A 12,891-nucleotide genomic window follows, 5' to 3' on the forward strand; every position below is an offset into this window, starting at 1 on the left:
CCATGAACGCCCGCACCCTCGACCCTCGCCTGCTCGTGCTGACCGCGGCATTCGTCGCCGCGCCACTGGCTGCGCAGACCACGCCGACACCGGCCGCCGGCCGCGTGAGCTATCTGTCCGGCACGATGTACGTGCAGACCGCCGACAACAAGACGCGCATCCTCGGACGCGATTCGTCGATCTACACCGGCGACGTCATCACCACTGAAAAGACCACGGTGGCGCGCATCGAATTCGGTGACGGCTCGTCGCTCGCGCTGAAGCCACGCAGCCAGGTGAAGATTGACGGCTACGCCTTCGACGAGGCGAAGCCCGAGAAGGACAGCCTGCTGTACAGCCTGGTCAAGGGCGGCCTGCGTGCGGTGACCGGCCTGATCGGCAAACGCAATCGCGAGGGCTACCGCGCGAGCACGGTGACGGCCACGATTGGCATCCGCGGCACGCGCTTCGGCATGCTGTTGTGCGACGAGAATACGAAGGATGACCCCGCCTGCATCAAGGCGCTGGAGGAGGCAAAGGACGGAAAACCCGGCGAACCGGCGCTGGTGTTCGACGTCGAGGAAGGCAGCATCGAAGTGAAGAACGACGCCGGCAGCAAGACCTTCGAAGTCGGTCAGGCGGGCGTCGTGTCGAGCAGCAAATCGGCGCCGCAGCCGCTGCCCGAAAATCCGGGCCTGAACGAGTCGTTGCCCTCGTCCACCGCGGCCCGCCCCGGTCCGGCCGGCATGAATGGCAGCACCGGCCTGGGCAGCGATTCGGACGCCTCCTGCACGGTGCAGTAAGCATCCGGCACGGGGCCGACGGCCCCCGCCGGCAGCGGCTGCCCTTATTTCACGCCCGCCATGCGCTTTTCGAGCTGCGCCACCGGCACGTAGCCCGGAATGCGCTCGCCATTGCTGAGGAAGATGGTCGGCGTGCCGCGCACGCGGTACTTCTCGCCCAGCGCAACCGACTTCTGCAGACCGGCGGTGTCGCAGGATGCAGACGCGGCAGCCGGCGCGACGTTGGCGGTCATCCAGTCGCTCCACGCCTTCTGGCGGTCACCGGCGCACCAGATCGCTTCCGACTTCTTCTGCGAATCCGGGCCGAGAACCGGCGTCAGGAAGGTGTAGACGGTCACGTCGTTCAGCGTCAGCAGTTCCTTCGCCAGCTTCTTGCAGTAGCCGCAGTTCGGGTCTTCGAAAGTGGCGATGACGCGCTTGCCGTTGCCGCGCACCTGCTTGATCGCGACGTCCAGCGGCAGCTCGGCGAAGTTGATCGCCGACAGCTGGTTCACGCGCGCCTGCGTGATGTTCTGGCGCGTCTTCGCGTCGAGGATTTCGCCGAGGATGAGGTAGTTCGCCTTCTCGTCGGTGTAGAGGATCTCTCCGCCGACGCGCACTTCATACAGACCCAGATACGGCGTCTTGGTGACGCCTTCGACCTTGGCACCGGCGCCCAGCGTGGACTCGACTGCGGCCTTGATCGTGTCTTCCGGCCCCGCCCAGGCGGTCGATGCAGCCAGTGCGCACAGCAGCGCTGCGGTGTGCTTGATGGACATGTAGTTTCCTTGTGAGAGCGCGCATCATTGCGCGCCGGTTGTGAGTACTCAGCCGAGTGCGTAGCGTACCAGCGCATTCCTTACGACAGGCAGGCGCCGGGTCAGGTTCAGTCCGCTGTTGCGCAACCAGGACAGCGCCTGCCACTGCGGCCGAAACAGCTCGTGCAACGCGTGCGTGGTGAGCTGCATCGCATTCACCTCTTCCGCCCGCTTACGTCCGTAACGACGCAGCAGACGCACGTCGCCGAGCACGCTGCGGTCGGCGTCCGCCAGCACTTCGGCCAGCACGCGCACATCGGCAAACCCCAGATTGACGCCGTGGCCGGACAGCGGATGGATGGCATGCGCGGCGTCGCCGACCAGCGCGACGCCGGGCGCAACCACCTTGGGCACCTGCATCAGCCGCAGCGGAAACCCCGCTGCCGGCGTCACCAGTTCGAGCGCACCGAGCACGTGGTCGCCCGCCGCTGCCACCTGCGTCGCCAGCGTAGCGGGGTCGTATTGCAGCAATTCGCGCGCGGTCGCTTCCGGTGCGGACCACACCATGGACATGTGCTGATCGGGCAGCGGCAGGAACGCCAGCACGCCGTCCGGCCTGAACCATTGCCAGGCGGTGCCCAGATGCGGTTTCTCGCAGCGGAAGTTGGCGACGACGCCCAGTTCCTCGTAATCGGTGAGGCGTGCTTCCAGCGCCGCCTGCGCGCGCACCCAGGAATTGACACCATCGGCGCCGACCACCAGCGCGGCGTCGAGCACCCGACCGTCCTCCAGCGCCAGCCGCGAGCGACCGTCGGCGACGGTCAGCGACAGCGGCCGCGCCGGACACAGCAGTGTCACGTTGGCCTGCCGTTTGACGCCTTCCCACAGTTCGCGCGCGATCAGGCTGGATTCGGCGATCCACGCCAGTTCGCCGACACCGACGTCGAAGGCGGAAAAGTCGAGCCGCGCGCCGCGGTCGCCGAACACCTCGATGCGCGTCATCGGCTGCAGGCGGCCGCTGTCCAGATGCGCCCAGGCGCCGACCGCGTCGAGAAAGCGCGCACTCGACGGACTGACCGCATACACCCGCGCGTCCCAGCCACCGACCGGCCACTCGGGCATGCGCCCCTCGACCAGCGCCACCGACAACTGCGAGCGGCGCAAGGCCGCGCACAGTGCGAGGCCGGGCAGGCCTGCACCCACCACCACCACATCGAATTCAAGGTCCCGCTGCATCTGTGCGAACCCATCCAGGAGAAATCAACCCGCGATTGTCCGGCCGCTGCGCCGTCCTTGACAAGTACCGGTGTCTAAACGACAATCCGCGTCCTTTCGCGTGGTGATGTAGCTCAGCTGGTTAGAGCGACGGATTCATAATCCGTAGGTCGAGGGTTCAAGTCCCCCCATCACCACCACTCCGGTTGCAGAAGAAAGCCCGATCCGCGGATCGGGCTTTTTTTCGTCCTGCCCCCGCGATCAGGCACTCAACACTTCGTCCTGCAGCATGCAGTCAGCGTCCGACAGCTCGCCGCGGACCTGGTCGCGCAGCATGTCGTACAGCGCGTCGAGGTCGAGTGCGGACACCAGCGGACGGTCGCGGCCGGTGATGATGAGACGGTCGAGCCAGCGGAAGCGCCCGGCGACCATCTCGGGCACCGGCCGGATGTCGTTCGGGCCGCACTCGGTCACGCTGATCAGATCGTCCACCACCAGCCCGAGGCGACCACGCGCACTGTGCGTGACGACGACGTGACCGCGACCGTCGGCGCGCGGCAGGTCGAAGAACACCCGCAGATTGACCACCGGCACATGTTCCAGCCCGCCCGCATCGTCGAGCGGCAGCACGCCGGCCACCAGTCCTTCGCCGCTGCCGATCCGGCGTACGCGATCGATGTCGGCCGCCTCCAGCACCTGGCTCGCGCTCACCGCGAGGTGCCGGTCGTCGAGGCGGAACACCGCGAACTCCTCGCCCTCACCCGGGCGGACGCCGCCTTCGGTTTCGCCCGGGCCGGCGTCGGTGTCGCGGGCCGCCGCGGGGGCCTCCGGCAGCGCCAGCGCGACGACGGCGACCAGATCGTTGCGGTAATCGCCGGTAGTCTTGTACTCGCGATAGCCCGCCGACAGGGCAACACCGGCCATATGGCGCACGCCGTCGAAATCGATCAGGGCATGTCGGCTGGCGCCTGCGTCGAGACCGACGGCGAGTTCGCCCAGATCCAGCCGGCTTCCCGGCGCGAGATTCGGTCGCGTGCTGGCGACGACGCGACCATCGCGCTCGCAGAAGGCGGCCCACACGCCATCGCGCGCCGGCAGCAGCTCGCTCAGCATGGCCCTGAATTCGCGCGCCGATTCGAACACGATGCCGATGCCGCCGACCACGCGCGTGTCGTCGGCCGGCGCGCGGATGGCCGCATGGTAGATGTAGGTCGGCGCGTCGCGATGCAGCGGACTGGCTTCGAAGGGCGACACGGCATAGCTCTGCGTGCTGGTCAGCCGGTTCACCGCATCGACGACACGCCCGTCAACCTGCCGGCCGATGGTGTCGTCCGCCGCGCCGGACAGCGTGCTGGAGGCGACGATGCGCCCGTCTGCGCCATAGACGAACAGCCGGTCGTACACCGTGTAGAGCCGGTTGATGTCGTCGAGCAGTGCACCGAGCGATGCGCCGCCGCGACCGCTGGCGAGCGCCTCGCGCAAGGCCGGCGCCAGCGCCCACCAGCGGCAGTCGTTGGCGCGCTCGTAAAGATTGCGATCCATCACGTCCATCATCAGCCGCGACACGAACTGCAGATCCTGCAGCGTCAACGACATGATGGTGTCGGACAGCGCGGCCAGCGCACGCGAAAACACTGCACGCATGCGCTCGCCGGTTTCGCTGATCTGCTGCAGCATGGACTTCAGCTTCAGCGAATCGCCACGACGTCCGCCAGCCATCACCTGACCATTCCAGACGACCCGGTTCAGCGCGTCCTTGATCGCCCCCGCCTGCGCCTCAATGGCCGCCAGCTCGCTGCAGTTCAGGCCGGAGGACTGTGCCCCCGCCCCCTGCAGTGCGACCGCCTCTTCGCGAAAGGCCGATTCGGCCGGCACCATGACATGGCCGCGCCAGCCCGGGCCCGCATACCCCTGGTAGCCGGTCGCCTCGCAGGTGCAGGCGATGTACTCGCGGCCGCCGAAGTCGATCAGCGCACCGTGGGCGCCGGTGGCGGCCTCCGGTGTGCGGCCCAGCGGCACGTGGTCGGGATCGCTGCTGGCGATGACGTGTCCGTCGGCATCGAGCAGCAGCATGACCGCCCGATCGCGCGGGCGACGGAAGGTACGGAAGATGCCGGCCATTTCGTCGTCGAAACGGAAGGACAGACAGAGCACGCCAAGCGCCCGCCCGTCGGTATCGTCGATGCGTCGCGCGTACACCAGCGCCCGCTCGCGTCCCGGCAGCAGCGCGCAGTGCCCGAAGTGTTCGACGTAACCCGAGGCTGCGAGCGCGCGTTCGAGCAGCGCCGGATCGCCGGCCGTCGTCTCAGGCGACGCACCGATCGCCGCACGCACCTCGCCGCGCAGATCGAGCACGAAGATGGCGTCGTACACCGAGTACTTGCGGATGTATTCGTGCAGGCGCGCCTCCAGCCGCTCACGGCCGGTCGCGTCGGCGCGCAGGAAACTGCGGATGTCGTCGTCGGTCGCGAGAAAGCCGACATCGGCCGTGCGCTCGTACAGATTACGCACCACCACATCGACGACCGCGCGCGCCCTCGCACGCATCTGCAGCACCACCTTGTTGACGTTCTCGGCAGCCAGCGCACGCACCAGTTCGGTTTCCAGCCGCCCGAAGGCCTCGCGCGTGCTGGCCATGGCCGGCAGGATGGTTTTCGCCTCGGCCGGGCAGACCATCTTGGCCGTGGTCTCGATCAGTCGCCAGGTGAAGCGCAGTTCGGACAGTTCGCGCTCGCAGGCGAGCACGCTGCGCATGTGTGGAAGCAAGGATTGCGGGCAGTACATCAGTCGCTCCGTTCTGGTGGGTTACAGCTCAGAACGGCAACGAACTCTGGAAGTTAAGCAATTGATTGAAAATCACTTTTCAGGTGCATCAATGCACCACTTGGGCGCACTCCCGGCGTCTCGGAGAGGCAGCACGCCCTGTTGCAGGGCAAAAAAAACAGGGCGGTCGTGACCGCCCTGTTTCTCAGGCCCGCGCCGCAGACCTGCCGACCGGCATCACTCCTTGCCGATCTGCCACTTCTCGTCCGACTGTGACACCACTTCGCCGGATTCGGTATCGACTTCAAGCTTCACTTCCTTGCCGTCGGCGGTCTTGATGTCGAACTCGTAAGAGCCCTTGCCGTCCGGTTCGATCTCGTACTCGACCTCGACGATCTCACCCGGCACCTTCTTAAGCGCGATCTCGCGTGCCGCAGCCTCGTTCACCTTGGCGCCAGCGAACTTCGGGTGATCCTTGGTCACTTCTTCCTCGACCTCGACCACCTTGCCCGACTTGCCCGCGCACTCGACATCCCACGCCTTGCCATCGGGCGTCTCGATATCGAATTCGTAGATGTAACCTTCGCCGGCTTCCTTCTTCAGTTCGACCTTGATGATCTGGCCGGCCTTGGCCTTCAGAGCCGCCTTCATGCACTTCTCGAGACCTGCCGAGGTCTTCGGCATGTGATGCTCCGCGAATGCCGGCGCGGCAACGCCGGCAGTGATGAGCAGGGTAGCCAGCAGGTGAGCGCTCTTCATGGTGTGTTCTCCTTTTTCGGTATGCCAGAATGGGGTCCGCAGCGTGTTGCGCTGCAGTATCCGAAGTCTAGCCCTCGCCCGGGAAAGTTTCCCGGAAGCCGCTCAGAAGGGTGACAAATTGGGATATTTTCCCGGTCATACCGGGAAAATATCCCTGTTTCCCGGCACACAGTGTTCCCGGGTCGAACAGTGTGCACCCGCACCAATCAATCGCGCCCCCGGCCATTGCCGTTGCCATTTCCGTTGCCCGGACCGCCGCCGTGCCCACGTCCGCCCTTGTCGTGCTTGCCGCCGCGGTGATCGTCGTAGCCGCCACGGCGGTGATCGTCGCGGTCGTGCCGATCGTAATGCTGATGCCCGTCGTGATGATCGTGGCGCACCTCGCGATAGGCGTGACGCTCGCGGTAGCGCGGTACATAGACGTCGTTGTACCAGCTGTCCTGCACGAAGTAGACCGGGCGGCCACAGGCCTCGTAACGACCGCAGTACTTGCGCCAGTTCTTGGCATGGCCCGGCGGTACGTGCATATAGACCGGCGGCGGCAGATGCGGGCCGGACACGATGACCACCGGCTGCGGATAGATCAGACGCGGGCGCGGGTAGTAGTCGCCGATGTCGATATGGCCATAGAAGCCGGGCTGTCCGATCGAGATCGACACACCGACGTCGGCGGCCAGCGCCGGCAGCGCGGACAGGGCCAGAGCGGCAGTCATCATCATCTTTTTCATCGTCGTGTCTCCGCGTAGTGAACAGTGATTTCAACGGGTGCGGAGGGCTGGGCGCAGACTGCCACGTGTAATCGACATGCTTCAAATCGTTACCGGACGCGCGCCAGACTCCGGACCCGCTGTCACACCCTGCATTCTGGTTGGCGGCGGTCAGCCGGCTTGTAGGAATCGGCGAAGCCGGACGGCGGTGCCGGCCGACGTCGGTGACCCGAGTGGCCGACCGGCACTGAGAGCGTCCGCCTTGTCAGCGATGCCGCGCGGCGCGGAAACGCGCCAGTTCGCGCGCGGTGTGCGATGTGGCAGCCTGCGCCAGCAGATCGACCGGAGCCCCGGCGGCCACCACCCGGCCGCCGCCGTCACCGCCTTCCGGACCGAGGTCAATGATCCAGTCCGCCTCGGCCATCAGGTCGAGATCGTGCTCGATCACCACCACCGAATGACCGGTATCGACCAGCCGGTGCAGCACGCCGATCAGCTTGGCGATGTCGGCCATGTGCAGGCCGGTGGTCGGTTCGTCCAGCACGTAAAGCGTGTGCGGATTGCCGCGGCCCCGCCGCGCGTTGGCGGGGTCATTCGGGTCGGCCGGCGACTTGGCCAGTTCGGTCACCAGTTTCATGCGCTGCGCTTCGCCGCCGGACAGCGTGGGGCTGTGCTGACCCAATGTGAGGTAACCGAGGCCGACCTCCTGCATCAGCTTCAGCGTGTCGGCCAGCTTGCGGTGGGCGGCGAAGAATTCGACCGCCTCGTCCACGCTCATCGCCAGCACGTCGGCGATGCTCTTGCCGCGCCAGATGACGGCGCGCGTTTCCGAATTGAAGCGCGCGCCGTTGCATGCTTCGCACAGCACGCGCACGTCGGGCAGGAAGGACATTTCGATCTGCCGCAGCCCCTGGCCCTCGCACACCGGGCAGCGACCGGGGCCGGTATTGAACGAGAAGCGCGCGGCAGTGAAGCCGCGTTCGCGCGCGTCCTGGGTGTCGGCGTAGAGCTTGCGTATCGCGTCCCAGAAACCGATATAGGTCGCCGGGCAGGAACGCGGCGTCTTGCCGATCGGCGTCTGGTCAACCTCGAGCACGCGGCCGAGCGCGCCCCAGCCTTCGATGTCGGTGCAGCCGATGAGCGCAGCCTTCGGGTCGTTCAGCCGCTGCGCCACGCCGTCACGCAGCACGTCGCGCGCAAGTGACGACTTGCCGGAGCCGGACACGCCGGTCATCACCACCAGCCGGCCGAGCGGCACCCGCACGTCCATGCCCTTCAGGTTGTGCAGCGTGGCGCCGCGTACGAGCAGCGACGGCGTGTCGTCGGCGACCGGACGCCGCGGTTTGAAACTGTGGTCCAGCGGACGGGCAAGGAAACGGCCGGTGATGGATTCCGGCTTCTTCGCCAGATCGCTGGCGTGGCCTTCGGCGATCACCTCGCCGCCGAGCCGCCCGGCGCCCGGGCCGAGGTCGATCACGTGGTCGGCGCGCAAAATCGTGTCCTCGTCGTGCTCGACCACCAGCAGCGTATTGCCCTTGTCGCGCAGCTTCACCAGCGTGTCGAGCAGCACCTGGTTGTCGCGCGGATGCAGGCCAATGGTCGGTTCGTCCAGCACATAGCAGACGCCGCGCAGGTTGGAGCCGAGCTGGGCAGCGAGCCGGATGCGCTGCGCCTCGCCACCCGACAGCGTGGGTGCGGCGCGGTCCAGCGACAGATAGCCAAGTCCGACTTCGCTGAGGAAGTGCAGCCGGCTGTTCAGCTCCGCGATCACGTCGCGCGCAATCTCGCCTTCGCGGCCTTCGAGCGACCAACCGGCCATCGCCGACTGCAGTGCCGACACCGGCTGCGCGCTCAGCTGCGCGATGGACTGGCCGAACAGCTTCACATTACGCGCAACCGGGTTCAGCCGCTCGCCATGGCAGGCCGGGCATTCTTCCGGCTCGCCGTCCTGCCACTCGTTCCAGGTCGCTTCTTCGCCGGTCTGTTCCGCGTCGAAGCCCTGCAGCTTGAGGCCGGTGCCCATGCACTTCGGGCACCAGCCATGCTTCGAGTTGAACGAAAACAGGCGCGGATCGAGTTCGGCGAAACCGGTGCCGCAGCTCGGGCAGGCGCGCTGGGTCGAGTACACCTCGACGGTCGGCACCGGCGCGTCCGGCTGGCCCAGTCGGTCCAGCGGCGACATCAGGTGCAACACGCCCTTGCCATGTTCGAGCGCCTGCCGCACCGCGTCGCGCAGCGTGCGCTCGTCGCGTTCGTTCACGACGAAATCGCGGATCGGCAGTTCTATCGTGTGTTCCTTGAAGCGATCCAGCCGCGGCCACGGCGCGGTCGGCAGGAATTCGCCATCGACGCGCAGATGGGTGTGGCCGTGCGACTTCGCCCAGCGCGCCAGTTCGGTGTAATAACCCTTGCGGTTGATCACCAGCGGCGCCAGCAGACCGATGTGCTGACCCCGCCGCTCGCGCAGGATGCGCGCCACCATCGCGTCCTCGCTCTGCGGCGCGATCGCGCAGCCGCAGTCCGGGCAGTGCTGCACGCCCAGCTTCACGTACATCAGGCGCAGGAAATGATAGATCTCGGTCTGTGTCGCCACCGTGCTCTTGCGCCCGCCGCGGCTGGTGCGCTGCGCGATCGCCACCGCCGGCGGAATGCCGAACACGCCATCGACGTCCGGCTTGCTCTCCGGCTGCACGAACTGGCGCGCGTAGGCATTCAGCGATTCGAGGTAGCGGCGCTGACCTTCGCCGAACACGATGTCGAAGGCCAGCGTCGACTTGCCGGAGCCGGAGACGCCGGTCACCACGGTGAAGCGGTCGCGCGGAATGTTGACCTCGATGTTCTTCAGGTTGTGCTCGCGCGCGCGGTGCACGACGATGCTGTGCGCGGCGCGGGCGCGCAGCGCGCTGTGCGCCGCGTCCTGCTGTTCGACCGGCGCCACCTCGTGCGCGGCCAGCGAGAAGGTATCCACCAGGCGGTATTCCGCCAGCGCGCGCCCGGTGTGCGACGCGGCGCACGCTGTGATCTGCGCCGGCGTGCCTTCGAACACGAGCTGGCCGCCGTCCTCGCCCGCTTCCGGACCGAGGTCGATCAGCCAGTCGGCGGCTGCGATCACGTCGAGGTTGTGTTCGATCACCAGCACCGTGTGGCCGGCGTCGAGCAGCTTGCCGAAGGCACCGAGCAGGCGTGCGATGTCGTCGAAGTGCAGGCCGGTGGTCGGCTCGTCGAGCAGGAAGAGCTTGCCGCCGTCGCTCTTGTGCGCGCCCTTCGAACCCTTCACGCTGGCCGCTTCGGCGAGAAAGCCAGCCAGCTTGAGCCGCTGCGCCTCGCCGCCCGACAGCGTGGGCACCGGCTGGCCCAGCGTCACGTAATCGAGGCCGACATCGACCAGCGCCTGCAGGCCGGCCACCGCGTTGTCGGCGTGGCGGCGCAGCTTGGGTTCGAGATCGGCCAGATCGCGCAGCCAGTCCAGCGCGTCGCGCACGGTCATCGCCAGCACGTCGGAAATGCTTCGGCCGTCGAGCCTGATTTCGCGCACCTCGGCGCGGTAGCGTGTCGCGTCGCAGTCCGGGCAGCGCAGATACACGTCGGACAGGAACTGCATTTCGACGTGTTCGAAACCGGTGCCGCCGCAGGTCGGGCAACGGCCCTTGCCGGCGTTGAACGAGAAGGTGCCGGCGGTGTAGCCGCGCTGTTTCGCCTCGGCCTGCAGCGCGAACAGTTCGCGTACCGGGTCGAAGGCGCCGACGTGGGTGACCGGGTTGGAGCGCGCACTCTTGCCGATCGGCGACTGGTCCACCATGACCACGTCGGCGATGTGTTCCAGCCCTTCGAGCGCGTCGTGCTCGCCGGCCGTTTCGGTCGGCCGGCCGTAGTGCTTCAGCAGTGCCGGGTGCAGCACATCCTGGATCAGCGTGGACTTGCCTGAGCCGGACACGCCGGTCACCGCGACCAGACGGCCGAGCGGGATGGCGATGTTGACGTTCTTCAGGTTGTGCGCACGGGCGCCACGCAGCACCAGACGCGGCGTAGCGGCATCGACCGGCCGGCGGCTGCCGAGCGCGGCATCGACCTTGCGGCGGCCGGCCAGGTAATCGGCGGTCAACGTGTCGGCGCCGGCCATGGCGGCGGGCGCGCCGTCGAACACGATCTGCCCGCCGCGCGTGCCGGCACCCGGGCCGATGTCGAGCAGGCGGTCGGCGTGACGCATGATCTGCGGGTCGTGCTCGACCACCACCAGCGTGTTGCCTGCGCCCTTGAGCCGCTGCATCACGCCGATCACCCGCTCCATGTCGCGCGGATGCAGGCCAATCGACGGTTCGTCCAGCACGAACAGCGTGTTCACCAGCGAGGTGCCGAGCGCGGTGGTGAGGTTGATGCGCTGCACCTCGCCGCCGGACAGCGTGCGCGACTGCCGGTCGAGGTTCAGATAGCCCAGCCCGACGGTGCACAGATAGCCGAGCCGGGTGCGGATTTCCGCCATCAGTTCCTCAGTGGCCGAATCCAGCGGCGGCGGCAGGTCCAGCGTGTCCATCAGCGCGCGCAGTTTCACCACCGGCCAACGCATCAGATCGTGGATGGAATGCCCTTCGATCTTCCACAGTGCCGCGTCCGGCTTGAGCCGGCTGCCCCCGCAGGCCGGGCACTCGGTGTAGGCCCGGTAGCGCGACAGCAGCACGCGGATGTGCATCTTGTAGGCCTTGGTTTCCAGCCACTCGAAGAAGTGACGCACGCCGTACCAGGTACCGGGCCAGGACTTCTGCCAGCTCTTCCACTTCGGATCGCCTTCGAGCACCCACTGCCGGTGCTCGGTTGACAATTCGTTGAACGGTACATCCAGCGGCACGCCGTACTTCGGCGCCAGCTTTTCCAGGTCAGTCTGGCATTCGCTGTAGGACTCGGTCTGCCACGGCTTCACCGCGCCACCGCGCAGCGTCTTGCGGCCGTCCGGAATGACCAGACCGAAATCGATGCCGATGACACGGCCGAAGCCGCGGCAGGTTTCGCAGGCACCGATCGGCGAATTGAACGAGAAGGTGGCCGGCATGGCCGGGCTGTAGGCGATATCGCAGTCGGCGCAGTGCAGCGTGTTCGAGAAGGCCCAGCGTTCGCCTTCGCCGTCGAGCAGTTGCACGTGCATGCGGCCGTGGCCGAGCTTCAGCGCCGCCTCGACCGCCTCGGCGATGCGCGACTCGCCAGCGTTGCCGGCGCGGAAGCGGTCCTGCACCACGTGCAGCACAGTGCCGTCGCGCGCTTGGATGCGGGTATAGCCCTGGCGCTCCAGCCAGCCCTGCACCTCGGCGTCGGTGAAGTTGTCGGGCACGGTGACCGGCGCCGTCACCGCCAGTCGCGGGTCGCCCGCTGCGGCGGCGCGTTCGACTATCCGCTGCGCGATGCGGTCGGCCGTGTCGGCCTGCACGGGCTTGCCGCAGCAGCGGCAGTGGAGCGTGGACACGCGGGCGAACAGCAGCTTCAGATGGTCGTTCAGCTCAGTCATCGTGCCGACCGTCGAGCGCGAGGTACGCACCTGATTGGTCTGGTCGATCGCGATCGCCGGTGGCACGCCTTCGATGCGGTCCACCTGCGGCGCGTCCATGCGGTCCAGGAACTGCCGCGCGTAGGGCGAGAAGGTTTCGACGTAGCGGCGCTGGCCTTCGGCGTACAGCGTGTCGAACACCAGCGAGGACTTGCCGGAACCGGACACGCCGGTCACGACCGTCAGCTTGCCGAGCGGAAAATCGACGTCGAGGTTCTTCAGATTGTTCTGCCGCACACCGCGCAGGCGGATGGCGGCTTCGGGCACTGCTGCCACGGGACGATAGCTTTTGCGGGACACGATGGACGGAATTCAGTGAGTTGGCCGCGAGCTTAGCAGCGACGACGGATTCTGCAGGCGCGGCGCCGCCCGCGATGCACCACCGACCGCGCGTC

General features: G+C 67.2%; 7 protein-coding genes and 1 tRNA gene. 2 read left to right on the forward strand and 6 right to left on the reverse strand.

Features of this window, described 5'->3' with window-relative positions; all coding sequences use genetic code 11:
* Window positions 1–2: 2 nt before the first annotated feature.
* Entirely contained in the window at window positions 3–782 is a 780-nt protein-coding gene (locus ACQ66H_RS18755) for a FecR family protein (RefSeq protein WP_430435276.1), read from the forward strand.
* Between the two features lie 44 nt (window positions 783–826).
* Here the strand turns inward: ACQ66H_RS18755 and ACQ66H_RS18760 are convergent, their stop codons facing one another.
* Window positions 827–1,540 (reverse strand): DsbC family protein, encoded by a 714-nt coding sequence (locus tag ACQ66H_RS18760; RefSeq protein WP_430435277.1) that lies wholly within the window; start codon window positions 1,538–1,540, stop codon window positions 827–829.
* Window positions 1,541–1,588: 48 nt separating this feature from the next.
* The gene (locus ACQ66H_RS18765) at window positions 1,589–2,755 is read right to left on the reverse strand and encodes a UbiH/UbiF family hydroxylase (protein ID WP_430435278.1); all 1,167 of its coding nucleotides are present in this window, start codon (window positions 2,753–2,755) and stop codon (window positions 1,589–1,591) included.
* Window positions 2,756–2,857: 102 nt separating this feature from the next.
* On the opposite strand from ACQ66H_RS18765, the gene ACQ66H_RS18770 reads away from it, so the two are divergent.
* A tRNA-Met gene (locus tag ACQ66H_RS18770) sits at window positions 2,858–2,934 on the forward strand.
* 61 nt (window positions 2,935–2,995) lie between these two features.
* On the opposite strand, the gene ACQ66H_RS18775 is transcribed toward ACQ66H_RS18770, so the two are convergent.
* The 4 genes from ACQ66H_RS18775 to uvrA form a co-directional block, all read right to left on the reverse strand.
* Window positions 2,996–5,518 (reverse strand): chemotaxis protein CheW, encoded by a 2,523-nt coding sequence (locus tag ACQ66H_RS18775; RefSeq protein WP_430435279.1) that lies wholly within the window; start codon window positions 5,516–5,518, stop codon window positions 2,996–2,998.
* A 216-nt stretch (window positions 5,519–5,734) separates the two neighbouring features.
* The gene (locus ACQ66H_RS18780; protein ID WP_430435280.1) at window positions 5,735–6,256 is read right to left on the reverse strand and encodes a PepSY domain-containing protein; all 522 of its coding nucleotides are present in this window, start codon (window positions 6,254–6,256) and stop codon (window positions 5,735–5,737) included.
* Window positions 6,257–6,462: 206 nt separating this feature from the next.
* Window positions 6,463–6,984, reverse strand: a complete 522-nt coding sequence (locus ACQ66H_RS18785; protein ID WP_425763323.1) for a hypothetical protein — start codon at window positions 6,982–6,984, stop codon at window positions 6,463–6,465.
* 244 nt (window positions 6,985–7,228) lie between these two features.
* Entirely contained in the window at window positions 7,229–12,772 is a 5,544-nt protein-coding gene (gene uvrA, locus ACQ66H_RS18790) for an excinuclease ABC subunit UvrA (RefSeq protein ID WP_430435281.1), read from the reverse strand.
* Between the last annotated feature and the right edge of the window lie 119 nt (window positions 12,773–12,891).

The sequence above is a fragment of the Methyloversatilis sp. genome (assembly GCF_965284615.1).
GTDB lineage: Bacteria > Pseudomonadota > Gammaproteobacteria > Burkholderiales > Rhodocyclaceae > Methyloversatilis.